At 57.6% G+C, this 26,025-nt stretch carries 22 protein-coding genes and 1 pseudogene; 11 read left to right on the forward strand and 12 right to left on the reverse strand.

All coding sequences use genetic code 11. From position 1 onward, the window contains the following. The first annotated feature begins 176 nt into the window (after nt 1-176). Nucleotides 177-569, forward strand: a complete 393-nt coding sequence (locus ACNAZS_RS02835) for a helix-turn-helix transcriptional regulator (RefSeq protein ID WP_415785935.1) — start codon at nt 177-179, stop codon at nt 567-569. A 59-nt stretch (nt 570-628) separates the two neighbouring features. Here the strand turns inward: ACNAZS_RS02835 and ACNAZS_RS02840 are convergent, their stop codons facing one another. Continuing rightward, nucleotides 629-1,498, reverse strand: coding sequence for an AraC family transcriptional regulator (locus ACNAZS_RS02840; RefSeq protein WP_415785937.1), 870 nt, complete (start codon nt 1,496-1,498; stop codon nt 629-631). A 131-nt stretch (nt 1,499-1,629) separates the two neighbouring features. Here ACNAZS_RS02840 and ACNAZS_RS02845 point away from each other — a divergent pair, with 131 nt between their 5' ends. Further along, the gene (locus ACNAZS_RS02845; RefSeq protein WP_415785939.1) at nt 1,630-2,163 is read left to right on the forward strand and encodes a carboxymuconolactone decarboxylase family protein; all 534 of its coding nucleotides are present in this window, start codon (nt 1,630-1,632) and stop codon (nt 2,161-2,163) included. Nucleotides 2,164-2,266: 103 nt separating this feature from the next. Then, nucleotides 2,267-3,067: a YggS family pyridoxal phosphate-dependent enzyme gene (locus ACNAZS_RS02850; RefSeq protein WP_415785941.1), complete on the forward strand. Its 801-nt coding sequence runs from the start codon at nt 2,267-2,269 to the stop codon at nt 3,065-3,067. 102 nt (nt 3,068-3,169) lie between these two features. Here ACNAZS_RS02850 and ACNAZS_RS02855 read toward each other — a convergent pair whose 3' ends face one another. The 5 genes from ACNAZS_RS02855 to ACNAZS_RS02875 all read right to left on the reverse strand — a co-directional run bounded on the left by ACNAZS_RS02855 (nt 3,170) and on the right by ACNAZS_RS02875 (nt 9,958). Next, nucleotides 3,170-4,480, reverse strand: coding sequence for a TRAP transporter large permease (locus tag ACNAZS_RS02855; protein ID WP_415785943.1), 1,311 nt, complete (start codon nt 4,478-4,480; stop codon nt 3,170-3,172). Between the two features lie 8 nt (nt 4,481-4,488). Then, on the reverse strand, nt 4,489-5,079 hold the full coding sequence (locus tag ACNAZS_RS02860) for a TRAP transporter small permease subunit (protein ID WP_415785945.1): 591 nt from the start codon (nt 5,077-5,079) through the stop codon (nt 4,489-4,491). Continuing rightward, complete coding sequence (locus tag ACNAZS_RS02865; protein ID WP_415785947.1) at nt 5,076-6,077, reverse strand: TRAP transporter substrate-binding protein; 1,002 nt, start codon at nt 6,075-6,077, stop codon at nt 5,076-5,078. The genes ACNAZS_RS02860 and ACNAZS_RS02865 overlap by 4 nt, the downstream gene beginning before the upstream one ends. A gap of 111 nt (nt 6,078-6,188) precedes the next feature. After that, nucleotides 6,189-7,853: a hydantoinase B/oxoprolinase family protein gene (locus ACNAZS_RS02870; RefSeq protein ID WP_415785949.1), complete on the reverse strand. Its 1,665-nt coding sequence runs from the start codon at nt 7,851-7,853 to the stop codon at nt 6,189-6,191. Continuing rightward, on the reverse strand, nt 7,850-9,958 hold the full coding sequence (locus ACNAZS_RS02875; protein ID WP_415785951.1) for a hydantoinase/oxoprolinase family protein: 2,109 nt from the start codon (nt 9,956-9,958) through the stop codon (nt 7,850-7,852). The genes ACNAZS_RS02870 and ACNAZS_RS02875 overlap by 4 nt, the downstream gene beginning before the upstream one ends. Before the next feature lie 149 nt (nt 9,959-10,107). Between ACNAZS_RS02875 and ACNAZS_RS02880 the strand changes: the two genes are divergently transcribed. Then, nucleotides 10,108-10,617 (forward strand): winged helix DNA-binding protein, encoded by a 510-nt coding sequence (locus ACNAZS_RS02880; protein WP_415785953.1) that lies wholly within the window; start codon nt 10,108-10,110, stop codon nt 10,615-10,617. A gap of 244 nt (nt 10,618-10,861) precedes the next feature. On the opposite strand, the gene ACNAZS_RS02885 is transcribed toward ACNAZS_RS02880, so the two are convergent. Further along, on the reverse strand, nt 10,862-11,749 hold the full coding sequence (locus ACNAZS_RS02885) for a LysR family transcriptional regulator (RefSeq protein WP_415785955.1): 888 nt from the start codon (nt 11,747-11,749) through the stop codon (nt 10,862-10,864). 189 nt (nt 11,750-11,938) lie between these two features. Here ACNAZS_RS02885 and ACNAZS_RS02890 point away from each other — a divergent pair, with 189 nt between their 5' ends. Both ACNAZS_RS02890 and ACNAZS_RS02895 read left to right on the forward strand, forming a co-directional pair. After that, complete coding sequence (locus ACNAZS_RS02890; RefSeq protein ID WP_415785957.1) at nt 11,939-12,628, forward strand: glutathione S-transferase family protein; 690 nt, start codon at nt 11,939-11,941, stop codon at nt 12,626-12,628. A gap of 64 nt (nt 12,629-12,692) precedes the next feature. Continuing rightward, nucleotides 12,693-13,076, forward strand: a complete 384-nt coding sequence (locus tag ACNAZS_RS02895) for a LysR substrate-binding domain-containing protein (protein ID WP_415785959.1) — start codon at nt 12,693-12,695, stop codon at nt 13,074-13,076. Here the strand turns inward: ACNAZS_RS02895 and ACNAZS_RS02900 are convergent. Next, on the reverse strand, nt 13,073-13,993 hold the full coding sequence (locus ACNAZS_RS02900; RefSeq protein ID WP_415785961.1) for a LysR family transcriptional regulator: 921 nt from the start codon (nt 13,991-13,993) through the stop codon (nt 13,073-13,075). The genes ACNAZS_RS02895 and ACNAZS_RS02900 overlap by 4 nt on opposite strands. Before the next feature lie 105 nt (nt 13,994-14,098). On the opposite strand from ACNAZS_RS02900, the gene ACNAZS_RS02905 reads away from it, so the two are divergent. The 4 genes and pseudogenes from ACNAZS_RS02905 to ACNAZS_RS02920 all read left to right on the forward strand — a co-directional run. Beyond that, nucleotides 14,099-15,553, forward strand: coding sequence for an LVIVD repeat-containing protein (locus ACNAZS_RS02905; protein ID WP_415785963.1), 1,455 nt, complete (start codon nt 14,099-14,101; stop codon nt 15,551-15,553). Next, complete coding sequence (locus ACNAZS_RS02910; protein WP_415785965.1) at nt 15,550-16,014, forward strand: (2Fe-2S)-binding protein; 465 nt, start codon at nt 15,550-15,552, stop codon at nt 16,012-16,014. Before ACNAZS_RS02905 ends, ACNAZS_RS02910 begins: the two co-directional genes overlap by 4 nt. Then, nucleotides 16,011-18,176, forward strand: a complete 2,166-nt coding sequence (locus ACNAZS_RS02915; RefSeq protein WP_415785967.1) for a xanthine dehydrogenase family protein molybdopterin-binding subunit — start codon at nt 16,011-16,013, stop codon at nt 18,174-18,176. Before ACNAZS_RS02910 ends, ACNAZS_RS02915 begins: the two co-directional genes overlap by 4 nt. A gap of 5 nt (nt 18,177-18,181) precedes the next feature. Next, nucleotides 18,182-18,274 (forward strand): annotated as a pseudogene (locus ACNAZS_RS02920) (LysR family transcriptional regulator); the annotation flags it as partial. 38 nt (nt 18,275-18,312) lie between these two features. Here the strand turns inward: ACNAZS_RS02920 and ACNAZS_RS02925 are convergent. The 4 genes from ACNAZS_RS02925 to ACNAZS_RS02940 form a co-directional block, all read right to left on the reverse strand. Then, nucleotides 18,313-18,948: a GntR family transcriptional regulator gene (locus tag ACNAZS_RS02925; RefSeq protein ID WP_415785969.1), complete on the reverse strand. Its 636-nt coding sequence runs from the start codon at nt 18,946-18,948 to the stop codon at nt 18,313-18,315. A 133-nt stretch (nt 18,949-19,081) separates the two neighbouring features. Continuing rightward, a complete protein-coding gene (pruA, locus tag ACNAZS_RS02930; protein ID WP_415785971.1) occupies nt 19,082-20,698 on the reverse strand; it encodes an L-glutamate gamma-semialdehyde dehydrogenase in 1,617 nt (538 codons plus the stop codon). Nucleotides 20,699-20,719: 21 nt separating this feature from the next. Then, on the reverse strand, nt 20,720-22,183 hold the full coding sequence (locus ACNAZS_RS02935; protein WP_415785973.1) for a short-chain fatty acid transporter: 1,464 nt from the start codon (nt 22,181-22,183) through the stop codon (nt 20,720-20,722). Nucleotides 22,184-22,213: 30 nt separating this feature from the next. Then, nucleotides 22,214-25,585: a molybdopterin-dependent oxidoreductase gene (locus ACNAZS_RS02940; protein WP_415785975.1), complete on the reverse strand. Its 3,372-nt coding sequence runs from the start codon at nt 25,583-25,585 to the stop codon at nt 22,214-22,216. Between the two features lie 231 nt (nt 25,586-25,816). On the opposite strand from ACNAZS_RS02940, the gene ACNAZS_RS02945 reads away from it, so the two are divergent. Next, nucleotides 25,817-26,008: a DUF3008 family protein gene (locus ACNAZS_RS02945; protein WP_415785977.1), complete on the forward strand. Its 192-nt coding sequence runs from the start codon at nt 25,817-25,819 to the stop codon at nt 26,006-26,008. Nucleotides 26,009-26,025: the final 17 nt, after the last annotated feature.

A 26,025-nucleotide genomic window follows, 5' to 3' on the forward strand; every position in this document is an offset into this window, starting at 1 on the left:
ACCGAAGTGCGCCATTCACCCTAGGGAAAACACTGCCCCGCAGTTTGTGATGGGAAGCCTACTTGCTAATTATGATGAACAGATCATTCGTTATTTTGAACGCTTGCCCATGGCCTTTTGCCTGGGTGCCGAATAACCAGGTGGTCACTTGACACACCGATCTGCTGGATACACGTATGTTGCAAGCAGAAGCGATGACTCATGCCCCGAATACCGAGGACGCATTCATTGACGTACTAGAAACCTGGCTCATCCAGACACTGCCCAGGTCTGATCAGGTCACGTTGAGCCAGGCCGCGAAATATTTCGGCATTACGGAACGCACGCTGCAGCGCCGGCTGGCATTGCAAGGCACAACCTTCGTGGAAGTGCGGGCACGCATCCGCATGCGACTGGCGCATCGTTTGTTGCATGATTGGACACTGTCGATGACTACCATTTCCGGCAAACTGGGCTTTAGCGAAAGCAGCGCATTTACTCGCGCCTTTCGCAGCCATACCGGTCATTCTCCGCGCTCGTTTCGCGCCATGCTGTCAGAGGTTCGGACGCAAATTCGGACGGCTGGTTGATAAATTCGTGCGTAGCGCTGACAAGAATAAGACTCGATTCGCCGCTACATCGCTGCCCGTTACTGCCCCACGGAGGTCTTCGCTAGCCACTCACGCGGAGACATGCCTACCTTGGCTGAGAATGCGCGCGATAGTGCCGACGGGTTCGCATATCCGAGCTCGTCCGCCAGCATCTTGATCGGTTGCCCTTCGCGCAGCCTGTTCTGCGCTAGCGCAATGCGCCAGTCGTTCAAGTAGTCGGCCGGCGTCTGGCCCACCACCTCGCGAAAGGTGTTTGCAAACGCCGTGCGCGACATGCCGGCGCGTTCAGCCATGTGCCCCACCGACCAAGGCTCACCAGGAGCGTCGTGCATGGCCACCAGCGCACGCGCCAAACGCGGGTCCGACAGTCCGGTGATGAAGCCGGGGCGCACGCCCGCTTCCAGCGGATGGTCAAGCAGCCAGCGCATTAGCTGGATCACAACCACCTCGAAGAGCCGATCAACCAGCAACCGCTGGCCGCAGCGCATTTGATCGGTTTCAGCGAACAGCAATTCAAGCGCCAAGTCCAGGCCCGACACTCGGGCCAACGGCAGCGCAATCAAAGGCGGCAGCGCCCGTGCGAGAGGATTGTACGAACCACCGTCGAAGTTCAGCCGCGCGCAAGTGAAATCAGAACCCTCCACCGGAGGGTTGTGGAAGCGATGAGTAAAGGGGCGCGGATACAGCAGCAAGGTCGGCTCGTCGAAACGCATCGACTTGGGCACATCGCGCGCGCCTGGATGGCTCACCGTTAACTGGCCGCGACGCAACACGTGCAGATAACCATGCCCCTCGCGGGCGTCGAAGTGGTTAAGCCCGCACAGTGCGCCGGAGTGATGCAGTTGGGCCTGCACTCGGAATCGTTCGAGAACGCCCGAGAGGCGGTCAATGGGACGAAAGGCCTGCATATGAACTAATTGGTATGTTTTATGAACTTATTGGACCAAATCATACATCAACCTTGGCCATACTGTGCACACAGACCTGCCCCACCGGCAGTTTTCCTGTACTTCAACCTGACATCCTCCAGGAGATCGACATGTCCCGCATCAACATTCAAACTCAAGCCGCCCCCGCAGCAAGCCAGCCCCTGCTGGCCCAGATCCAGCAAGCCTTCGGCGCCACACCCAATATGTTCAAAGCCGTAGCGAACTCCCCGGCCGCGTTGCAGAGCATGTGGGCCGCCTTCGGCGCATTGAGCAAAGGGTCTCTGGGCGCTAAACTCGGCGAACAGATTGCCGTGGCGATCGCTAATCGCAATCGCTGCGAATACTGCTTGGCAGCCCATACCGTACTCGGCCAAAAAGCGGGTGCGTCTTCCGCCGAGATGGCTGCGGCCCAGGCTGGACAATCGGATGACGCTAACACCGCCGTCGTCTTGGCCTTCGCCCTGAAGGTGGTCGAACAGCGTGCGCAGATCACGGACTCCGATGTCGCGAGCCTGCGGGAGGCAGGCTTCGGCGACGAGCAAATCGTTGAGATCATGGCGCATGTCGCCCTGAATCTCTTTACCAACTACATCAACGTTGCCTTGGATATTCCGGTCGATTTTCCCAAGGTGGCTCTGAAGTGAATGTCGGGTGAGCCTCATCCCACAATAGGTGAGGCTCGCTCGCATACGAGCGTTGAGATCATGTCGACCCAGTGAGACTTACATAGTGAATGCTGACGCCCCCTTGGAAACACCCACTTTGCACGATCAACATGGCCGATGGCCGCAGGCTGAATCGGTAGCGGACTTTCGCCGGAATCTCGCCGACGTCCACGCACGCATCGCTACCGCCTGCCTGCGGGTCGGACGCGATCCAACGCATGTACGTCTGCTGCCCGTGAGCAAAACCAAGGACGAAGCGAGCGTCCGCCTGTCCTATGCTGCCGGCTGTCGGCTACTTGGCGAAAACAAGCCACAGGAGGCTTACCAAAAATGGGAGGCGATGGCGGATCTGACTGATCTGCAGTGGTCGGTGATCGGTCACTTGCAGACCAACAAAGCCAAGCTCGTGGCGCGCTTCGCCACCGAGTTCCAAGCCCTGGACAGCCTGCGCGTGGCCGAGGCACTGGACCGGCGTTTGCAGGCCGAAGGCCGCGCCTTGGACGTGTTTGTGCAAGTCAACACATCCGGCGAAGCCAGCAAGTACGGTCTGCCACCAGACGAAGTGGCCACATTTCTCAAAGCGCTGCCGGCGTTCACCGCGCTGCGAGTGCGTGGCTTCATGACGCTTGCGCTGTTTTCAGCTGAGGCCGAGCGCGTCCGCCAATGCTTCGTACTACTGCGTGAGCTGCGGGACAGGCTTAGCCAAGATATACCGGGCGAGATCTCACTCGACGAGCTGTCGATGGGCATGTCCGGCGATTATGAAATTGCCATTGAGGAAGGCGCGACAATCGTGCGCGTGGGGCAAGCGATCTTTGGTGCAAGGTCCACACCAGACGCCCACTACTGGCCGTCAACTGTGGAACATGGACCTCGCTGTTAGCTGCCGCCGTGACCGCCAGGTCATGCAAGTACAAGCAATCCGGATCAGCGGCGCATTGCATTCTATTGCTTGCTGGATGAGTTTTTCTGATTCCCACGCTGGCTACATAGCACTGCCCATAATGTGCCTCGGCAGCCAGAGCACAACGTCGGGCACGGCAGCCAGCAAGAACACGAAAAGAATCATGATCAGTAGATAAGGCGTCGCGTACTGGGCAAGCCGTCCAATATTCACGCCACTTAACCCCTGAAGCATGAAAAGATTGAACCCAACAGGGGGGGTGATTTGAGCCATCTCGATGACAATGACAAGAAAGATACCAAACCAGATTGGATCAAATCCTGCCGCGGTGACGATCGGAAGAACAATCGGCAATGTCAGCACCATCATCGAAAACCCGTCGAGAAATGCGCCAAGCACGATATAAAGACCGATGAGTATTGCAATCAGCCCGAACGGAGACAGGTTCAATGCAGTCACCCACCCACTGATTGCCTGCGTAATGCCCAGGAACGCAGTGGCGTGCGACAAAATGGAAGCACCGAGCAGGATCAGCGCAATCATCGCGCATGTCTGAATCGAGCCCATAGCAATATCACGCATCGATTGCCGTGTAAGGCCCTTCTGGAAATAGGCAATCAACAATGCGCCGAGGACACCCACCGCTGCACTTTCAGAGGGCGTGGCAATGCCAGCATACATCGAGCCGAGAATAGCCAGAATCAACAGCATCACAGGCCCAAGGTCCTTTAGTGCCCTGAAGCGGATATCCCAAGTTATCTTCAGGGTCGGATCATCTTTGGGAACCAGTCCTGGATTGATGCATGAATGTATCATTACCCAACCCATGAAACAGCTTGCCAGAAGCACCCCGGGCACCACGCCGGCCATAAAGAGCTTCAGCACGGACACATTACCCAGCACACCGTAAATGATCATGATGTTGGAAGGTGGAATCAGGAATCCGAGCGTTCCCGCGCCAGCGAGACTACCAAGCGAAATCGATTTTCCATAGCCCCGTTTTTCCAACTCCGCAAGAGAAATTCTCCCGACTACCTGAGTTGTCGCCGCCGACGACCCCGAAATGGCGGCAAAAATGGTTGAACCAATGACATTGACGTGCAACAGACGGCCAGGAAGTAAAGACGCCCATGGAGAAAGCCCGTTGAATAATGATTGCGACAGCTTCGTTCGGAACAGAATTTCCCCCATGACGATGAACATGGGCAAGGCCAGCAGCTCCTGTGTCGTCAAGATGTTCCAGGTGTATTGCGCCAGGAGCTTGCCGATCGGAATATCCCGAAACAGCACGAGCATCGTACTGCCCGTCGCAGCAAGCCCGATGCCAATCCAGATACCGCTACCGAGCAGCAGTAGAAGAATGACCAACAAAGAAGAAACAATGATAGTCATGATATTGCCTACTCCTGCGGTACGGCTGGTTTCATGCGAGAGTCCTCTAAGGGCAATCCCAATATGGCCTGGATAAGTCGGGCAAGCAGTTGCAAAGCGAGCAGCAATATCCCCAGCGTGACCGTCAGCTTTGGAATCCAAAGCGGTGTCCCGCTTGCGGCGGACACTTGGCCGGAAGCAAACGACGACCAGGTAAAGATACTCATCGCAACGGTCAAGAATGACACTGACACCAATCCCACGAGCGACAGTGCGATCTCCAATCCTTGCCTGGCTCTAGCCGATACATTGGTGAGTAATAAGTTCACGCGGATATGCCCGCCGGTACGCAATGTCATCGCGGCGCCGAAAGTAAAGCAGGTCGCCATCAGGTACGAGCAGTACTCCCACGTATAAGGCAGCCCGCCGGGCAAACTCGGAAACATGTTCGACAGTATCCTGATTGTCAGTTCTGCGAGCATCAGGGCAATCAGGAGCATCAAACATCCCGCACCGACCCATCCATCCAACAGCGACAAGCGCTCGATCCCATCCAACAGGCGTTTAACCGCCCGCTCGCGTTTTATCTCCGACCGTTCGAGGGAAAGATCGCCAGTCATCGCTTTACTTCCGTCAAGTATGCATCGAGCACTGTCTTGGACGACGGTACGCGCTTCGTGAACGCTGCCAATTGACCGGATGTGCGATCTCGCATCTCTTGCCTCATGGCCGGCGAAATGGGCATGACTTCCATACTCATGCTTTTAAGCGTCGCTAACCCCTCGGCGTCAGCCTGGGACGCGCGATCCCAAAACACGGGCTGCAGCCGCTGCGCCGCGTCGGTCATCGCTTTTTGCTGGCTGGCGGACAGCTTGTTCCACGTGTCCAGATTGATATTGACCATCTGCGAGATCCAAGTATGGTTCGTTGGATATATGTACTTGACGAACTCCCACAGTCGACCGTCGACCGCAGAGGGCGTCGATGTCGTCACCCCCGAGATCGTTCCAGATGCCAGTGCGGGAATCGTTTCGACCCACGGTATCAACACCGGCGTTATGCCGATAGCGGTACACATGTCCTGCACATTGCGATCTGACACTCGGACCTTGCTGTTCTTCAACCCATCCAGCGAATCGGCCTTGATCTTGGAGAAGATGTACTGTGCCGGCCATGGCACGATATACAGAATTTTCTGATTGTTCCTCGCAGCAGCCTCGTCCAGCAGCGGACGCAGACGACGATGCAGAATCTCGAGTTCCTTAATATCATTCACCAGAAACGGTATTGTTTCAGCCGCCAGAATGGGCTCGTCACCTGCCTGTTGTGAGATATGGATGTCCGCCATTCCGACCAGACCGTCGCCTACTGCATGCAGATGGTCAGGTCCCTTGAACCCAAGTGAGCCGCCTGAGTGAATGCGAATCTGGACTTCGCCCCCAGTGGCTTTCGCAACCTCCTCAGAATACATGTTGGCATTCTGAGTGTGAAAATTCCCCTCCGGCAACACGGTCGACAGATCTATCTGCGTAGGCGAGGCCGCCCGCGCGAACGGCCCCAAAGCCATGAGTGCAACGATAGACAGCGTGATCGCGGAGAATTGACGCGTTGTGATCATGATATATACCTTTCTATTGGAGACGGTGAAAGTAGCTTGGTGCCGCGTCGGCGTGGCATCGGAGCTTCTAGGAAACAACGGACAACGCTAGGCACTCAGCAAGCTCTGCATTTAAGCGAGAGCGACTGGTTCACTTCCGTACAGGTTGCGGGCCTGTTCCTCAGTTAGTAGGCCATCTGCAAGATCAATTGCGACATGCGCGGGTAAACGACGCTTGGGGTCGCCGATACCGCCGCCACCGGGCGTGTGGATCATCAGGCGCTCACCCGCAGGAATTTCCTGACCACCTTTGCCTGCCAACAGACGACCCGAGGAAAGACCAATGAACCCGGCCGCTCCATTACCTCCCCCGTCGCGGCCACGCGGCGGATGCTTAATGCGATCAAACGACGCCAGAATCTCAAACGTCTTGTCGCATGTAGACTGAACTTCGATCACCTGCCCGAGCCCCCCGCGCGTGCGCCCAGCGCCGCCTGAGCCTTCACGCAGCTCCTTGCGCCAGAATATCAATGGCGCCTGAGTTTCGGCGATCTCGACAGGCGTACCGTTCAGATTCGTGGGGAAGGCAGTCGCGGACAAACCATCGATGCCGCTACGCGCACCAGTGCCGCCATTACTCGTGAACCCCAACGTGAAACCGTAGCGACCTCGAGATGCATCTTGTGTTTCTCCGCGCAAATTGAGCAGCCAGACACACGAGGCGCCTTCGGCCGGAACACGCTCAGGAATGATCTGGCGCAGACATCCAAACACGACATCTGGAAGCATTTGCCCAATGACGTGTCGGGTGGAGACGGGTGCCGGCGGCAGCGCATTGAGCACGCAACCCTTTGGTGCCGACACAGTGAAGACAGATAGCGATCCTGAGTTGTTCGGTATCTCGCTGGCAACCGCACATGCCAGGCCAAATACAGAGTATGCGGTGGCATAGCATATGGGTACGTTAATCCCATGCGAAGAGATCGGCGATGTGCCGGCGTAGTCGAGCATAATGCCATCGCGTGACACGGTCAGCGTAGCGACCAGATCGATGGGTTGGTCATACCCATCAATAGTCATGCAATAGGTCGACGAACCCTCAGGAAGCTGGCGCACAGCGTCGAGCATGGCCGCGCGCGAGCTTTCCAGAATATATGAAGAGAGGTCTTCCAGGGAGTACAGTTCGAACTCACTCATCATCTCCTGCAATCTCTCGCAGGCAACATCATTGCATGCGGCAAGAGCGTAGGTGTCGCCTACCGTCTCAAGGGGCTGACGCGTGTTGGCACGCAGCATGTCCATGAATGTTTCGTTCACTGTTCCTGACGAAAACAGCTTAAGCAAAGGAATGAACAGTCCTTCCATATGAATGTCCGTGCCGTCTGGTCCGAACCCCAGTCCTCCAATATCCATGACATGGCTGGTTGCGCAAAACAATGCAACTGGCCTGCCATGCAGAAAGCAAGGCGTCACCACGACAAAATCATTCAGATGGCCAGTGCCCTTCCAGGGGTCGTTCGTAATGAACACATCGCCTGGCTGCATCTCGTCCAATGGATACTTGCTGAGAAAGTGTTGAACAGATTCCGCCATGGTATTCACATGACCCGGCGCGCCGGTGACCGCTTGTGCAAGCATCTGGCCATGTGTATCGAAGACCCCTGCCGATAGGTCGCTGCACTCGCGCACAATGGCACTGAATGCCGTCCTTAGGAGAACCTGCGCCTGCTCTTCGACAATAGCGGCAAGACGTTGCCACATTAATTGATACTTGATCTGCTTCGCGTTGGAGTTCACGCTGTCACCTCTGCCTTTGTTTTTCGGTCCATGACAAGATTGCCGCAATGGTCAACGCTCACATCGAAAGATGAAGACACAAAGGTGGTGGTCTGATCTTCCGCGATCAACGCAGGGCCCATAAGCTGTTGCTCGCACTGCAGTTCCTCCCGCGCATACACGGGTATGCTCACTCGTTTCCCCGTAACGCCATCAAAATGCTCCCGATACCCCTTGGGCAACGGCGATCGGCCAGTCGCAGGAGGCAACACGGTGGCCTGCGCATGATTAGGCTCTGTCGCAACCAGCACCGACCACGTCAGAATCTCAACCTCGGCGCCTGGTATCGTCCGGCCAAAGAGCTGCGTGTAGGAAGCCTCGAAGGCTTGCGAGAATTGAAGAACATCGAGTTCACGCAAATCACCATCGGGCAACAGGATCGCGACCTCATGCCCTTGGCCGACATAGCGCATGTATGCATGACGCCGGACAATCAGCTCTTCGTGGGGAGCGCCCTGTCGCACGAGCGCCGAAGCCTCATCCTCCATCTGCGTCAACATCTCGCTGACTTCCAGCGCAGCCAAGGTCCGCAGCAGCGAATGTCGGCTTCGAACAACCTCATAAGAAATAGGAGCACGCAGAAATCCTATTGCCGACCCCACGCCTGCATTGGGTGGAACCAATATACGTTTGATGCCCACCTTCTCAGCGATCCGGGCAACGTGAAGCGGCGCCGCTCCGCCAAACGCGATGAGCGTGTGATCCCCAATCGATTTTCCTTTTTCGATCGCATGCACGCGTGCCGCGTTGGACATGTTTTCGCACACCATCTCATACACGCCAAAAGCCGCCATTTCGACAGAGAAGCCCAATGGGGCGGCAATTTTTTCGAGCGCACGTTCAGCCGCCTTTACTTCCAACTGAACGGTGCCACCAGCAAAGACATCAGGGTCGATCAAGCCAAGCACTGCGTCAGCATCGGTTACCGTAGCATCCTCACCTCCCCTGCCGTAGCAAGCAGGACCGGGCTCCGAACCCGCGCTTGTAGGCCCGACCTGAATATTCTTGAGCACATTGATGTGTGCGATAGATCCGCCTCCCGCGCCAATTTCAAACAAATCGATTACGGGTATTCGTAAAGGCAGGCCACTGCCCTTCTGAAATCGCGCGGCGCGGTCCACCTCATAAGTACGATCCGTATCCGGCTCGTACTGGTCAATCAGACAAATTTTGGCTGTGGTCCCTCCCATGTCGAATGCCGCTACCTTGCTTTCCCCCGCGCGCCTTGCGACATCGGCGGCATAGATGGCTCCGCCAGCCGGGCCAGACTCGACCAACCGGACGGGAAACCGGCGGGCCGTTTCCAGGGACGTCAGTCCGCCGTTGGACGTCACGAGATAAAGAACGCCGTTAAACGACTCGCTCTCGAGACGTTTTTGCATCCGATACAGATAGTCCGCCATCTGAGGCTGCACGTAAGCGTTGGCAACGGTTGTCGAGACCCGTTCATACTCCCTGATTTCGGGGCAAACCTCACTCGAAATAGAGACATGCAAATTCGGCAACGCATCGAGTAATAGCCGGCGTGTTTCCAGCTCATGCGCTGGATTACGATAGGCGTGTATGAAGCAAATCGCTACGCTAACGACGCCCTCGCTCTGGATTACCGAGATCTGTTCAGCCAGGCTGTTGCGATCCAGCGCCAGAACTTCCTGCCCATTTGCATAAATACGTTCCCTGACAGTCAACCTCAAGCTGCGCGGAATCAGAGGTGCTCGACGCTCTAGTTGCAGGTCATATTGGTCGAACCGACCCTCGGTGCCAATCTCGAGCACATCTCGGAAGCCTTCAGTGGTTATCAACGCCGTTCTGGCTCCACGGCGCTCCAGGATGGCATTGGTTGCAAGCGTAGTGCCATGGACGAAGACGTCTACGTCCTTTAAGGTCAATGCATTGCGTTCTAATAGTCGGGACGCTCCTTCGAGTACCGCCTGCTCGGGAGCAGTCGGCGTGGTCAAGACTTTCGACGTGACGCGAATCCCGCTCGGCAATTCGGCAACAATGTCTGTGAATGTGCCGCCGATATCGGCGGAAAGTCTCACTCGAGGGTCGAGTAAATCAGCCATGAAAGAGTCCCCTTATCGCGCCCTGACAAAGCCTTATCGAGGAATATGTGTGTAAAAATACATTTTTCTTCATTGGTTTTATACTTATAACGTTGGGAATTTCCCAATGATACGTTATTGATACACCAATATAATTAGGGATTTTACTTATGAGCAAGACAGACAAACCGTTAGTTCTCTCTCCGCATCTCGTCTCCCCCAAGGGCGCAGAACTGAGTGAATTTGAGTTTGCAATGATCGTTTGCTGGAATGCTTTCACGCGTTGGCTCGAAAAAGGCGCCTCGGCAACAGATTCAGGCGACATGACCTTTATCGATGTCGTTGTGCTGCATCAGCTCAAACATCGCGCCAAGAATAAAAAGGTCGCAGACATTTGCTTTGTCTTGAACTTCGACGACGTGCATGTCGTCACGTACTCGCTGAAAAAGCTTGTAGCGGCGGGACTTGCTATCGGTGAAAAAGTGGGAAAGGAGGTGTTGTATCGGACAACTGACGCAGGCGAGGCCGCGATTGAGAGCTACCGCCAAATTCGCGAACAATGCCTGATGAGCAACGTCGACGAATCCATGAACGCTCACTTTCGTGAGCTGGCAAATTCGCTGGGTAATCTAAGCAGCCTGTACGAACGAGCGGCCCGCTCAGCGTCTTCGTTGCGTTGATGTCAAACGCATTCGAAGTTTGAGCCGCTTCGCACAGGGTTGCGCAAAGTGAATCTAAATTAGCGATTGCCAGAAGTAGGAGCGCCATGCGGCTATGGCCAGCCGCTGCTTTGGAGTGAATCCGTCCAAGATGCGATTTCGGTTGCCGATGTAGCCAGTTAGATTGAGCAGTTCAACAGATGCTCGAAGCACACCGGCATTTGGAATACGCCGCAGCAACTTGGCAACGTTGTGGTGACCGTAGCTAATTCGCTAACACAGATATGAGGTGAGTAACCAGCGCACGAACCTTAGTTGACGGTCTGGGGCCCGACGGAAATACAGCGAACGCCTTCAACGGCTCAAGTTCGTAGTCGGGCAGCAACCGGACAAGCTTGCCTTCACGCCGCTCTTGCTCTGACATGATCGTGGTTACGTTGGCTATCCCTAGGCCTGCCAGTGCAGCAGCCAAGACCCCGGGCGCCGCATCAATCTTGACTTTCCCACGCAGAGTCACCACCCGCACAGCCTCGCCCTTCAGCATCTTTAACGTACTTTTTTCTGGAAAGCTTCGCTCATGCAAGATCGTATCGTGGCCTGTTAATTCGTCGGGCGTTCGAGGCGTGCCCCGCTTAGCCAGGTAGGACGGCGAAGCGACTAATAATCTTTCCACGGACGCAATTTGTCTGGCACCGAAAGTTGAGTCTTCAAGGGTGCCCATCCGAATAGCCATATCGACGCCAGCGGCCACGAGGTTTTGACGCTCATCCCGCATCGTAATTTCCACTCGCAGATCGGGGTAGCGCTCCAGGAAGCTGGCTAACGCGGGGATGATCGCCCGAGTACCGTACACGATAGGCACTGCGAGTCGGATGGTTCCACGGAGAGAATCTATTCCCCGAACCGCATCCTCGGCGTCCTCCAGATCGGCTGCGGCCTGGCGGGCTCTGTCCAGAAACGCAGCGCCTGCCTCAGTCAAGGCCACATTTCTAGTCGTGCGAAGCAAGAGCTTTACCCCCAACCGAGCTTCCAAACCCGTGATGATTCTGGAGGCGGAGGGCTGCGAAAGCTCAAGCTCCTGAGCCGCGCGGGAAAAGCTCCCCGACTCGGCCACGCGTGTGAAAACCTGGATTTCAAGCCAGCGATCATTCATTTGTTATCCAAATAAGTGTTCTGTAATTTTGGAGCATAATTTTCTCAGAAGAATCAGTCTACTATGGCCTCCTCGCTCAACAGCCTGACGGGAGATCCTCGATGATCCTGCAAGATGGACCCGATACCGAGGGGTATAGACCCGATTGCAACGCTGATCAAAACTCAGCATTTACCTGTAAGAATTACTATGACTATTAAAATCTATGGCGACCCGGGTTCGGGTAGTCTTCGTCGCGTCACTGCTGCTGCAAAGATCATGGGCGTCGACATCCAACGTGTGAATATCGATTTGTTCAAGGGTGAAAGTCATACCCCTGGATTTTTGCAACTCAATCCGCACGGACTCACTCCCGTGCTTCAGGATGGCGACACCGTTATCTGGGAGGCCTCCGCCATAAACCTTTACCTTGCCGAGAAAGTAGACTCCGATCTGCTTGGTCGCACCCAGGCAGAGCGGTTTGAAGTCCTGCAGTGGATGTTCTGGTCCGGCGAGCAATGGCGGGTCTTCTCAACCCTGCTCTTCAACGAATGGGCGGGCGCCACGCTCATGGGCAAGCCCCGGACTGAGGCGATCGTGGATCTGGTTACGACAAACATTCGCAACGCCGCCGCTGTCCTGGATACGCACCTTGAGAAACGGAACTTCATGGTCGGCGATGCGTTGACCCTTGCCGATATCGACATAGCTGCACCATTCTCGCAACACAAGCGAACAGGAGCGCCGTTCGACGAGTTCCCAAACCTCATTGCTTGGCAGGAGCGACTACTCCAAACCGTGCCGGCGTGGGCTGCTACGAGAGACGACGTTGAGCAACGAATGACGGGTGTACTTAGGGCCGCAGATCCGGTCGATTTTCCCAAGGCGGTCTTGAAGTAAATTTGGGGTAAGGCTCACTCGCACGCGAGCGTTGAAACCATGTCGACCAATTGAAGCTTACATAGTGAATGCTGACATCCCCTTAGAAACACCCACTTTGGGCGGTCAGCATGACGGCGGCGGGAAACACCTTGCATCTTACACAGCGCAGTCAGCAGATTGCGCGGCTAAAGGACTCTTTGGAGAGGGCGTACCGGTCAGTGGCAGTCTTTCCTCCAACAGCGTCGAAACGATCTTGGCCAGCGTACTGGCCGGCGTTGGCATCGGCATGTTCCACAGGGCTTCGCTTGTGGGGGAATTTCAGCAGTCGGATGTAATCACAGTTCTCGACGAATTCATCGACGAGCCTAGAGACGTCAGCCTTGTCTGGCCGAAGCGCCGGTTCGTACCCACACGTGTACGACGTGCTACGGATTTCTTTGCTATGACGCTGCCGCTACGCATCTAGTTAAGACACTCCGCAGGCCCGACACCAGTCGGTATTGGCTTCACCGTCTCGCGCACGATGGCAAGGAATGCACTCAACACCGGCGAAGGCTGTTCGCACCGATAGATGATGGATGTATCGATAGACAGGTTTCGGCCTCGAATGGGGCGATAGACCACGCCAGATCGCCGCAGGTTCGCAAGACAGGCTGGCAGCAGTGAGACACCAAGCCCTACGGACACAAGCCCGATGATGGTCTGCTTGGGCGTTGCTTCCCGCACGATCCTTGGACTGAAGCCGGAGGATCTACACAGCTCGACGATCTCGTCATAGAGGGATGGGTTGATGCTGCGCGGAAATTGAATCAGTGCCTCCGGCGCCAAGTCGGCCAGGGCGATCTCGGTTTCTGCGGCCAGTCGGTGCGCTTCCGGCAATGCCACGATCAGCGGCTCGACCACTATGCTTTCGACCCGCAGAGCCTTGTGAACGATAGGAGGATGAACAAAACCAATGTCCAACTGGCGTTCGGCCACAAGTTTGACCTGATTGGGAATGCGCAGATCGGTCAGGCTCAACTCGACCTCGGGATAACGTTCGGTGAATTGCCGAACGATAGCTGGCACCACGCTGTAGATGGCCGCATCGATAAATCCGACTGATAGATGTCCGGTTTCACCGCGACCGGCTTTGCGAGCAAGCTCCACCGCTTGTCCTGTCTGATGAAGCACTGCCCGCGCTTTATCGAGGAACACACGGCCCGCAGCAGTCAGTTCGACCTTGCGCTTGGTGCGCTCCAGCAAGCGCACGCCCATGGCCTGTTCCAGTTGCTGAATCTGCTTTGTCAGTGGCGGTTGCGATATATGCAGGCGAACTGCGGCACGCCCGAAATGCAGTTCTTCCGCGACAGCCACGAAGGACTGCATCAATTTGTGGTCCATCCTTTAATTTCCCAAATCGAATTACTTCCGACCCAATCGATATTGGACGGAATATATCGGAGTCTGCAAAATCTGGAAAGTTGCAGAAAACAAGGAGGCAGGATTTTGAAGAATTCCGAAATTTCACGCCGCCAGATGCTGAAGTTGCCGTTTGCCGGAGCGGCAATCGCGACAGCAGCTCATTCTGGTCTTGTCGGCGAGGCACTTGCACAACCTGTGCCTGCTTCCTCACCAGCGCCTCCCGGCGCCTTCGCCCATAACGTCGAAGCGGTTGGCTATACCGATCTCGATCATCGCCCGGCGTTCAAGATGGCGATCAGGCAGGTGGGCGAGCGCTGGTATCTTTACACCGGACACTTCTGGCACTCCGGCTGGAGCATCGTCGACGTGACCGATCCGGCAAAGCCGGAGGTCGTCAAATTCGTGCCCTATCCCGGTACGAACACCTGGACGCTACAGATCGATCTGTCCGGTGACACGATGGTGACCGCGCTCGAAAGGCCATTCGCGAATTTCGGCGGCGATCCCGATGCTCCATTTGGTGAAGGCGTTCTGATCTGGGATATCGCCGACCCCATCAATCCGAAACAACTCGGTCACTATCGCACCGGCGGCAACGGAACACACCGCAATCTCTATCCCGGCGGGCGCTACGTTCATCTTGCCGCCGGCATGCCAGGGTACAAGGGTAACATCTACGTCGTTCTCGATATCTCGGATCGCTCCAATCCGCGCGAGGCCGGACGTTGGTGGGTGCCTGGCCAGCAGGAGGCCGGCGGCGAGAGTTTTGCGGCTGCCGAACCCGCCGCCGCCACTCAGGAGACCTCCGATGGCTACCGACTGCGGCCCCAATGCATGTGCGGCGCCTTCTGTGCCAGCACAGGCGAGGATGTTTCTCTGCATGGCCCGCCCTATGTCGTCGGCGACCTTGTCTATCTGCCGTATGGCGCGGCGGGGATCGTCGTGCTCGATATCAGCGATGTCTCGCAGCCGAAGCAGATTAGCGGCCTGAGCTTCAGTCCGCCCTTCCATTCACGCTTCGGCGTGCATGGTGTACTGCCGATCCCAGAGCGCGGCATCGCCTTCGCCAATTCGGAGAACGTCACCTATGGTCGTGGCGCAATGCATCACGCGTCGATCGTCGATATTTCCGACCCCAGCGAACCCTTCCTGCTGTCGCTGTTGCCCGAGCCCGTGCCGCCCGCAGATGCTCCCTATTCGGACTTCACAACCCGTGGTGGCTGGCGCGGGCCTCACAATATCAACCACCACCAGCATCATCCCGATGTCGAGAGGCAAGGCGATCTGTTCTACATCGCGCACTTCAACGCAGGGCTCAGAATCTACGACGTTTCGAACACCCGCCTTCCACGTGAGGTCGGCTATTTCATTCCGCCGGAACCCACCCGGCGCTATGGGCCGATGCCAGAAGACAAGCTGGTTCTGCAGACCGAAGACGTCGTCGTGGACCGGCGCGGCTTCATCTACATCAGCGACAAAAACCAGGGACTCTGGATACTCCGCTACACCGGCCCGAAACCCGACGGTGCCAGAACATGAGGGTGCCTTTCCGGCTCAACGATGCCGAGGTTTCGGCTGACGCGGAAGCAGGCACACCCCTCCTCTATGTTCTACGTAATGACTTCGAACTCAACAGCCCGAAATTCGGATGCGGACTGGCGCAATGCGGCTCCTGCCGCGTGATCGTCGATGGCGAGATCGCGGCATCCTGCGTGGTTCTGCTCGAAGATGTCGCCGGCAAGTCAGTCGAGACGCTCGAGGGAATCGGTATATTGGATCATCTCCATCCCCTGCAACAGGCTTTCCTCACTGAGCAGGCGGCACAATGCGGCTTCTGTACGGCTGGCATGATTATGGCCGCCAAAGCGCTGCTCGATCTCAATCCGAACCCGACCGATAACGAGATCAAACAGGCGCTGGAGCGCAATCTATGCCGCTGCGGCACCTATCCCCGAATCATGAAGGCAGTGCGCCGCGCGGCGAAAGAGATGACGGAATGAATAAGGCAATTGTTTCCCGTCGCGGTTTTCTGTCCAGTTCCGGTGCGCTCGTCGTTTCGATCCTGCTACCCGGATGCGCCCGTGCGCAGACGGAGGCTGCATCGCATTCGCACCGTTTCAACGATCGGATCGAAATCCGCGCTGACGGCACTGTGCATATCCATATCGGGCGCATCGAAATGGGTCAGGGACTGAATTCGGCGATTGCCCAGCTCGCAGCCGAGGAACTGGATGTCGCGATTGAGCGCATTGTCGTTGCCCCTGTCGACACAGCCTCCGCGCCTAATGAGGGCTTTACCGATTCCAGCGCCTCCATGCGCTCAACCGGGATGGCCGTACGTCAAGCTGGGGCGCGGGCACGAGCGATGCTACTGGCGATGGCTTCTCGGCACTTTGAAGGTCTGACAGCTGAATTTAGCGTACGAGACGGGACCGTGCAGTCCGGCGGGCGAAACGTGACCTATTGGCAGCTCGTCGCGAATCGCACGGCAGCGGGCGCTGCCATCCGTTCGGCCACGCTGAAATCGCCGTCCGACTACCATTTGATCGGGCAGGATGCCCCCCGCATCGACCTCCCCGCCAAGGTCACCGGTGGGGTGGCCTTTGTCCAGGACTTGCGTCTTCCGGGCATGCTGCATGCCCGCGTCTTGCGCCCGCCGAGCTACGGGGCGGTTCTGGCCGGTGTTGAGGTGGATGCGGTGTTGGCCATGCCCGGTATCGTACAGGTCATCCGCAATGGCAGCTTCCTCGCCGTTGCTGCCGAGCGGGAAGAACAGACGATCCGCGCGCTCGATCGGCTGCGCAACACGGCGCGCTGGCACGAAACAGAAACGATGCCCGGCCAGGATGCCATCTTCGATTATCTTCGCCGGGAGGCCAGAATGGAGGAGCAGGTTGCCAACGTCTCCCGCCATCGGCTCGTGGCCACTTACGAAGTCCCATATCGCATGCATGGCGCGATCGGCCCGAGTTGCGCGGTGGCCGAATATAAGGACGGAAGCCTGACCGTCTGGAGCCATGCTCAGGGCATGTATCCATTGCGTTCGTCGCTGGCCGGCCTTGTCGATCTTCCTGCCAGCCGTATTCGTTGCATCCATATGGAGGGCGCCGGCTGCTACGGCCACAACGGCGCCGATGACGCTGCCGCCGACGCAGCCCTGATCGCACGCGCCCTTCCCGGTCGACCGGTCAGGCTACAATGGATGCGCGAGGACGAGCATCTCTGGGAGCCGTATGGCCCGGCGATGGTCATGCAGGTCTGCGGCGAAATCGACGAACGCAGCCGGATCTCGGCATGGGATTATTCCGTCGCCAGCCCGTCCCATTCCTCGCGGCCAGGCGGCGCGGCTCGCCTTCTCGCCGCTCGCTACGTCGATCCGCCAATCGCAGCATCGTTCCTTGATGGCCTTACCCAATGGACCGGCGGCGGCAGCTACAATGCCGAGCCCTATTACGATATCCCCGCCAGCGTCGATACCCGCTTTGTCCGGCGCGCACCGCTTCGCTCCTCAGCCCTGCGCGGCCTTGGCGCATTCGCCAATATTTTCGCCATAGAGAGCTTCATGGACGAGTTGGCGGTTCTGGCCGACACTGACCCTGTCGCCTTCCGCATTGCCCATCTTTCCGATCCCCGCGCACGAGCTGTGATTGAACTGACGGCTGAACGGTTCGGCTGGTCAGACTTCACAATCGGGCAACAGCGTGGACGGGGATTTGGTTTTGCCCGGCTCAACAACTACGGCGCCTATGTCGCCGTCGCGGCGGAAATCCAGTGGGATAAGGCCGGCGAGAATATACGGCTTGCCCGCGCCGTCGCTGCCGTCGATTGCGGCGAGCTCATCAACCCGAACGGCGTACGCAACCAGATAGAAGGCGCCATCGTGCAGGCTGCGAGCTGGACCTTCATAGAGGCCGTCGAGTTCGACCGCACTCGGATCGCAAGCAGCGACTGGGTGAGCTATCCGATCCTGCGCATAACCGAGGCTCCTGACGTCGAGGTGCATCTGATCGATCGCCCAGGCGAAGGCTATCTCGGCGTTGGCGAAGCCGCACAAGGGCCGGCAGGTGCTGCAGTGGCCAATGCATTTGCCAATCTGGCCGGACGACGCATCCGACGTCTGCCGATCAAAGCAGTCGCTGTCCTCCCCCGACCTGGCGAGTAACGGAGATAGAGCTTCGTCACCTCCGATATTTTCTTGCTGTTGCCGAACATCGGGGTTTCAGACGAGCAGCTCAGGCGCTCAAGGTTCAGCAACCTGCCGACGAAACGATAACGTACATATCGTCACAGTCGGAAGACTAGAGCGCAGCAGCGAATAGCGGCTTCCACGATTCGATATGTCGGGTGATCAAAGCCACGATCGCCTCGGATTGTTGGTTGGACGCCAGTTCGATCATTTCGTAGTGTTCGTCCACCGAGGCACGCTGGCGCTCTCGGCCCTCTTCGGAATTGATTCCGTAAAGCCGCATGTCCGCACGCAAGTGCATGATCATCCGAGTGAGTAATGGATTGCCAGCGCGCGAAACCAAGGCTTCGTGGAAACAGCGATCGGATTCGATGTACCGCCCCACGTCTTCCGCTTTCACTGCCTGCGCGACCTCGTCAGCCAGCGCCACAAGCGGTGCTGTATCGGTCAGACCCTTGTGCGCCAGGGTCGCCAGCGCGCCGGACTCCAGCATGACACGCACGTCAAAATGATTCTCGAGATCCTGCAGCGTGATAGTCTGCACACGGAAACCGCGATTGCGCAAGGGCTCGACCAAACCCGATCGGCTCAACTCCAGCAACGCCTCGCGCACTGGCGTGGTAGATATGCCCAACTCATTCGCCAGACTGGGAACCGAAAAAATCATGCCAGGTGCCGCGGTGCCCGACACAATCTGGGAACGCAAGTGTGCAATAACGGATTCTCGCAGGTTTGCGGGCGGTGCCATCCTCGACATGCAGTCGACCTCTTCGGTTGTTTGTACGTAGTTGTAGCCCTCACTTTAACAAAACCAATAACGTAGCGCGTCACGCGTCGAGGTAAATTCACGGTTCGCCCTCCGTGACGCGGCGTCGCGTTTTTCAGCCCGCATCGCCCATAGACGGATAGGCGTAATGGCGAGCCGGCACCCAAGTTTCCTTGACGGTGCGCGGCGAAACCCAACGCTGCAGATTCAACATTGAGCCCGCCTTGTCGTTCGTGCCGCTCCTACGGGCACCGCCGAATGGCTGCTGACCGACCACGGCACCAGTTGGTTTGTCGTTGACGTAGAAGTTGCCGGCTGCGAACCGTAGAGAGGCCGCAGCCTCATTAATGGCCTGGCGATCGTTCGCGAACACGGCGCCGGTCAGAGAATAAGGGCTGGTCCGATCCACGAGCGACAGGACTTCCTTCCAGTTCGCATCGGGATAGATGTAGACCGACAGCACCGGTCCAAAGATCTCTTCCCGCATGGTGTCCGCTTTGGGGTCCGAGGCCTCAATCACCGTGGGCTCGACAAAATATCCAATGCGGTCATCTCCTCTGCCACCGGCCAACACCGTCGAACCTTGTACCGACGCGCGATCGATATACCGCATGACGCGATCATAGGCTTTACGATCGATCAAAGCCCCCATGAACATACCGAAGTCCGACACATCACCCATACGCACGGTGGCCAACGCATCCAGCAAGCATTGTTTGACGCGAGGCCACAGCGACGCCGGAATATAGGCGCGAGACGCAGCACTGCACTTCTGTCCTTGGTATTCAAAGGCGCCGCGCAGCAACGCCACGCTAAGCGTCTCTGGCTCGGCGGAGGCATGTGCCAGCACGAAGTCCTTGCCACCCGTCTCGCCAATTAGCCTGGGATACGCCCGGTACGTCGGCAGGTTCTGTGCCACCTGCTGCCACAGTCCGTCAAAGACCGCGGTGGAGCCCGTGAAATGCAGACCGGCAAAATCGGGAGATCGCAGTACGGCGGCAGAGACCGCAGCGGAATCACCAGGGACAAAATTGATGACGCCAGGCGGCAAGCCAGCCGCCTCGAGCAACTCAAGAATCAGGTAATTGCTCAGGGACGCCGCGAACGCGGGTTTCCACACCACCGTGTTGCCCATAAGTGCTGGCGCGCACGGCAAGTTGCCGCCGATAGCTGTAAAGTTGAACGGTGTGACGGCATAAACGAACCCTTCAAGTGGTCGATAATCCAGGCGATTGAGAGCGCCGTTGGTCGACAGAGGCTGCAACTGCTGCAATCGCTCTGCAAAGGCAACGTTGAAACGCAGAAAATCGATCAACTCGCAGGCCGAATCAATTTCCGCCTGATGCACGGTTTTGCTCTGACCCGCCATCGTCGCCGCATTGAGCGTTTGCCGCCACGGCCCCGAAAGCAATTCAGCGGCGCGCAAAAAAATGGCCGCACGCTCGTCGAAAGGCGTAGCGGCCCATTCTGCCTGTGCCGCTACCGCCGCCTGTACCGCCGCAGCGGTCATCTGTTCATCGGCCTGTGCGACCATGCCTAGCCTATTGGCGTGGTCATGCGGACAATGCAGCGCGCGCGTGCCGGCACCGCTTTTCCGCTGACCGCCGATGACCAGCGGAATTTGCGACTCGCGAACACGTAACGCATCCAGCGCTTTTTCCAAGCACCGGCGTTCGCCGCTGCCGGGGCGATAGTCCAAGATGGGTTCGTTTGCGATATGTGAGATGTTCATGATGCGATTCACAGAGTGGTTTCAATGGGCGGGAATGACAGGCGGAACGTAGCTGAATGTGTGCATAAGAATCGCGCCGACGATGACGACGATGGGGAAATGCACCAGAAATTGCATGGCGGTATAACCGACGAGGTCCTTGGATTTGAGACGCAATATTCCCAGTAACGGGAGCATCCAGAACGGATTGATGAAGTTGGGCAGCGTCTCGGCAATGTTGTAGACCATGACCGTCCAACCAAGGTGGGCCTGTATCTGGTTGGCCGCATCCATGATGTACGGTGCCTCGATCACCCACTTTCCGCCAGCTGATGGGATGAAAAAACCAAGAAATGCGGAGTAGATACTGACCAGCACCGAGAAAACGCTGCTATCGTGCGCGAGGCTCACGAACCAGTGTGCAATCGCATCCGACAGCGTATTCCCCTGCGCATTCACGACCTTGGTCAGCACATAGCCGATGCCACCGTAGAACGGAAACTGCAGCATTACACCGCCGATGCTCGGCATGGCGCGGCTAAAACTCTCCAAGAAGCTGCGCGGTCGCCAATGCAACAACAAACCGAGCAACAGGAACACAAAGTTATACGTGTTCAGTTGCGACATGGTGATCAATGGATTGCCGCTGCTGAAGGTCAAGTACAACCATCCCGAAGCCAGTCCGATGACGGCCACCGTCAGCCAAGGACTGAACTCCAGGTAATCGCCGGGGCGTTGACGTTGTGCTGCCTCCGCCTTGTTTTCCGTCAGATCCACGCCCAAATCCTGCGCAGTCATAGATCGTTCCGGACTGGGCGTTGTGAAATAGCACACCAGCGCGGAGACGGTAGTCACCAGAATCACCACCACCAGGTTTTGCCACGTCAGTATGGTTTGGGAGAACTCGATCACGCCCGTGATTGGCATGAGCGACGCCGGAATACTGGCGGGCGTCGCTTGCAGTTGTGCTGCCGACGAACTCATTCCCAATGTAAAACCGCAGCCTAATCCAAGGTATCCCGCGGCGCCAGCAGCCCGGTAGTCGAGCCGCAGGTCTGTGCGGCGCGCCATTTCACGCACCAGCAATCCCGAAAAAATCAGGCTCAAGCCCCAGTTCACCAGCGACAGCAGAATACTCAGCGTGCCGATGAACACAACGGCTCCGCGCGGGGTCGAGGGCACGCGCGCAAGCGCGCGCAGCATCCGTGCCACCGGTGGAGACAACGCCAGTACGTAACCCGTAATAGCCACCATGGCCATCTGCATCGTAAAGGGGATGATGCTCCAAAAACCTTTGCCGAAAGCCTCACTGACCGCAAGCGGATCACCGCCATGCACAATGGCGCCGATCGCGACTGCCACGCACGCCACGATCACGAAAACGTACGCATCGGGAAACCATTTTTCCGCCCATGCGACCATGGCATGGGAGAACCGTTCTATAGGACTGGCGATTGCCTGTCTACGCTCGGCGGGGGCAGCGGCGACAAGGTGGTCATTTGGCATGACAAACTCCTGGGAAAGGCAGAGGCAGGGTTAGCTGCGCAGAGTCAAGGGGGTGATTGGAACTGCCTGACAGGTCAGGCACGTATCCGGTGGACCATCGAAATCAATGAGGTGGGCGACCTGGCCGGAAACGATATGCATGGTGCAGCTCTCGCATTGACCGACCCGGCATCCGCTCGGCAAAGACAGGCCGGCGCGGTCGGCGGCGTCGAGCAACGTACCGGCCGAGGGTTCCCAGGTATAACTGGCACCCTCTCCTTGAATATCGATCCGCTGCGGTACCAGAGTCGCCGGCACACGTGTTTCGCTGTTGAACGTTTCCGCGAAAATGTCGAAACGCGGAATGCCCCGTGCAACCAGTTCGTCCGTACAGTGCGTCAAAAAGCCCGGAGAACCGCACAGGTAAACCAGGGGCTGCTCCGCCGCCACCGCAGGAGAAAGCCATTCGAAATCCAGCCGACCGCTCTGGTGGTAATCCCGGCCCAACTTGTCATTGCCCGTCGGCGCCGCATACACCGTCAGCATACGGACTGAGCCAATGCGGCTCGCGAGACGTGTGAGCTGAGACCCATACGGGTGCGACAGTCCGTCACGGCATACATGTATCAACAACACGGATGGGGCAGCGTCAACGCTTTGTGCCAGGGCTTCCAGGTATCCATGAAAAGGCGTAATGCCGATGCCACTGGCCATCAATATCACAGGCCGTCTCGTGTGCAACGCAGGCGTGAATACCCCTGCAGGTGGAGACAGCATCACGCGCGCACCCTCGCGCAGTCCATGCAGGGCATGGGACATCACGCCATCGGGGACGTCTTCACCTCTTACCCGTCGGACGGCAATGGACAGATATGTGGGAGCGCGATTAGGGCCCGTAAGCGAATAAGCACGCCGAACCTGGCGGTCAGGTATGGACACGGTGACGTGCTGCCCCGGCAGAAAATCAGGAAGTGCTTCGCCATCGCAAGGCGCCAGCCGCAACTCCGCCACATCATGTGCGATGATGCGCTTGCGCGTGAGTCGAAACTCACGCACACCGCTCCAGCTACCCGTATTGCGCGCATCATCGCGAATGATGTCGCACACCGTGGCGCGCAATGGCACCGAGCCACTAACGGGATCGCGGTGACGATCCGTCATGATGGCGTTGATATTGCTGGACGAGGACCCAACGATCGCGTTCTCGGCGCGCCCCAGGCCCTCGCAGCCCTGCCACCAACCGAACTCGGCAACCGCGACATTTTCGTGCAAATCGCCATTGATTTTCGCGCGCAAGGAGACCTCGCCATATGGCGTTCGCACATGCACCCAATCGCCGTTGTTGATGCGCCTGCCTCGCGCGGCCGTTGTACTCATATACACCTGAGGCTCGGGCGATTTGCGCCGCAACGAGGCGACATACCGATGCGACGAATGCACGAACCAGCCGCTCTTGGCGGTCGTCAGAACTATCGGATATTCATGGCCGTACCGTGCCGGCGTATCCGCAGGCTCCACATAGGTAGGCAGCGCGGGTTGCCCGATGGTGTACAAGGCTTCGGAATAGATCTGTACCCTGCCCTCTGGAGTGGGAAATCCTGCGGGCTGGCCATCGTGCAGCGCCTTATATTTTTCGTAGGAAAAAGCCTGCGGAAAACGGATTCCCTCGGGCTGCTCGCGCAAAGCCTGCGCATCGACGCCCAAGGGCGCCAGTTGATGATTCCAGCACGCATCCATATCCGCGCCGAAAAACGCGTCGCGCAGTCCCAGGCGCCGCGCCAAGTCCAGCACGATCTCATAGTCCGCGCGCGACTCACCCGCAGGCGTCACCATTTTGGGACGCAACTGCACGTGTTCCACGGCCGCCTGACTGATCTCGAATCCCAGCTTCAGCGCTTCGCGCTCCCATGGCATGTTGGCCGGCAGCACAATGTCCGCATTCATGGCGGTCGGATTCATGTGCATGTCGACATGCACATGGAAATCCAACGCCTGCAATGCCTCCCTGTTGCGCGCGGTCTCGGCTTGCGAGACCAGCAGGTTCGTGCCAAAACTCATCAACGTGCGTACCGGATACGGATCTTGCCGCAATACTGCCCTGCAGAAGTCTCGCGTGGTGATCCATCCCATGCTGGGAGGTCCGAGAGGCAGCTCATCCAGGCCGAGTGCTTTCGCGCGTTGGGATGCCGGCAACAACTCGCGATACCCATTGACGGCGCGATAGGGAGGCGCCATGGTCCACAAGTTCCCCCCTTTTCTATCGCACGCGCCCGTCAAGGCATACAGTGTGGCAATGGCCCGATCAGTTTGCGTGGCATTGGTATGCTGGCCGACACCGGTCCAGGCGTGATAGGACAGCCGGGGAGCGTTTTCGAAGATGGCGTTGAATCTTGCCAACTCGGTCTCGTCGAGCCAGGCTAACCTAGCGACTTCGCTCGGTGTATAGCGATCCACGGTTTCCCGCAGGGCTTGCATGACCGTGATGCACTCACACATACGACCGTCATATAGGCGTAATGACCAGGAGCCGAATAGCTCGGCCCGCGCCGTATCCGAGCCGCGCCCGCTAGCGATAGGACCATCGCCCTGCACCACCACACGCGCCGCGGGATCGGCATCCGGCCAGAGGTCGACGGCCCGCAGCAACTCTCCACTCGTGCTGTCAACCAGATATGGCCCGTCGGTCCAACGCACTACGAAGTCGTGGTCAAAGCGCCTCGTTTCCAACAGGTGGCGAATGGCGCCCAACGCCAGTGCACCGTCGGCACCGGGACGTACTCGTATCCATAAATCCGCCTGCTGACTCGATCCCTCTCGGTTGGGATCCACAACCACGATTTTTGCGCCCCGCTGCCGGGCCGCGGCGATCCGCGCGGCCTGCGCCAACCATGTCCGCGCGGGGTTGTGCCCCCAGAGCAGCATCGTGTCGGTGTGCTCCAGATCCGGAATGCCGATGCCGCGCCCGAACGTCAGCGCATGGGCGTAGTCCTTGTGCCAACCACAGACCTCCACCGCATAGATCAAGTTGGGGCTACCGAACAGCCGGATGAAGCGCTCCACCCACTCAAAGCTGTCCACCATGGGCGTCCCGCTGGGTGTGGTGACGGCGAAGGCAACGCTTTCGGCCCCGTCACGTTCTCGTGCGGCGGCCAGCCCTGCGGCGACTTCATCCATAGCTTGCGACCAACCGATTTCCCGCCAACCGGGGTCCGCCGCGCCACGTGGATTTGTCCGTTTGAGCGGCCGCAGCAAACGCTGGCTTTTTGCCATCATTTCCGGCGCCGCCCTGCCCTTGGCACACAACGCGCCGCCGGTGGGATGGCTCGCAAGAGGCGTCACGGCGACCAGTCGGCCGTTCTCCACGTGATTAACGGATCCACAGCGTGACCGGCACAACGTGCAGTATCCGGTGAATTGCTTCATTTTTCCTTATCCATGTAATGCGTGACGCGCTACTTGTAAAACAGATAATAGTGCGTGACGCGCTACTTAAAAATAAGGGAAAGTACGGATGTGGGCGAACAGCCGAGTGATGCGCTTCTTTCTTCAAAAGCCGTACAAACAAGTGGCACGACGGAAGACAAAGTAGGCACAACTAGCAATAGGCATAGAACTTGCTGATTCTGGATGCCACCCTACTCAAGGAATTTCATCATGCCAGCAAAATCCAAATCCCAGCAGCAGGCGGCCGGCATCGCGTTGGCGGCCAAAGAAGGCGAAAAAAAGGTCAGTGACTTAAAGGGGCCATCCAAGTCCATGTACAAGTCCATGAGCAAAAAGGAATTACACGACATGGCGGCCACGAAGACCAAACATAAACCTGAACATAAATCCGATAAAGGCTAGGAAGCATGTCAGGTCCT

The sequence above is a fragment of the Bordetella tumulicola genome (genome assembly GCF_965138755.1).
GTDB lineage: Bacteria > Pseudomonadota > Gammaproteobacteria > Burkholderiales > Burkholderiaceae_B > Bordetella_A > Bordetella_A tumulicola.

Coding starts and splice junctions, on each gene's coding strand:
- ACNAZS_RS02940 (WP_415785975.1), bottom strand. CDS start 25,585: ATGAAGCAATTCACCGGATACTGCACGTTGTGCCGGTCACGCTGTGGA.
- ACNAZS_RS02925 (WP_415785969.1), bottom strand. CDS start 18,948: ATGGCACCGCCCGCAAACCTGCGAGAATCCGTTATTGCACACTTGCGT.
- ACNAZS_RS02890 (WP_415785957.1), top strand. CDS start 11,939: ATGACTATTAAAATCTATGGCGACCCGGGTTCGGGTAGTCTTCGTCGC.
- ACNAZS_RS02845 (WP_415785939.1), top strand. CDS start 1,630: ATGTCCCGCATCAACATTCAAACTCAAGCCGCCCCCGCAGCAAGCCAG.
- ACNAZS_RS02860 (WP_415785945.1), bottom strand. CDS start 5,079: ATGACTGGCGATCTTTCCCTCGAACGGTCGGAGATAAAACGCGAGCGG.
- ACNAZS_RS02855 (WP_415785943.1), bottom strand. CDS start 4,480: ATGACTATCATTGTTTCTTCTTTGTTGGTCATTCTTCTACTGCTGCTC.
- pruA (WP_415785971.1), bottom strand. CDS start 20,698: ATGAACATCTCACATATCGCAAACGAACCCATCTTGGACTATCGCCCC.
- ACNAZS_RS02865 (WP_415785947.1), bottom strand. CDS start 6,077: ATGATCACAACGCGTCAATTCTCCGCGATCACGCTGTCTATCGTTGCA.
- ACNAZS_RS02840 (WP_415785937.1), bottom strand. CDS start 1,498: ATGCAGGCCTTTCGTCCCATTGACCGCCTCTCGGGCGTTCTCGAACGA.
- ACNAZS_RS02900 (WP_415785961.1), bottom strand. CDS start 13,993: ATGGACCACAAATTGATGCAGTCCTTCGTGGCTGTCGCGGAAGAACTG.
- ACNAZS_RS02835 (WP_415785935.1), top strand. CDS start 177: ATGTTGCAAGCAGAAGCGATGACTCATGCCCCGAATACCGAGGACGCA.
- ACNAZS_RS02875 (WP_415785951.1), bottom strand. CDS start 9,958: ATGGCTGATTTACTCGACCCTCGAGTGAGACTTTCCGCCGATATCGGC.
- ACNAZS_RS02945 (WP_415785977.1), top strand. CDS start 25,817: ATGCCAGCAAAATCCAAATCCCAGCAGCAGGCGGCCGGCATCGCGTTG.
- ACNAZS_RS02935 (WP_415785973.1), bottom strand. CDS start 22,183: ATGCCAAATGACCACCTTGTCGCCGCTGCCCCCGCCGAGCGTAGACAG.
- ACNAZS_RS02880 (WP_415785953.1), top strand. CDS start 10,108: ATGAGCAAGACAGACAAACCGTTAGTTCTCTCTCCGCATCTCGTCTCC.
- ACNAZS_RS02915 (WP_415785967.1), top strand. CDS start 16,011: ATGAATAAGGCAATTGTTTCCCGTCGCGGTTTTCTGTCCAGTTCCGGT.
- ACNAZS_RS02910 (WP_415785965.1), top strand. CDS start 15,550: ATGAGGGTGCCTTTCCGGCTCAACGATGCCGAGGTTTCGGCTGACGCG.
- ACNAZS_RS02885 (WP_415785955.1), bottom strand. CDS start 11,749: ATGAATGATCGCTGGCTTGAAATCCAGGTTTTCACACGCGTGGCCGAG.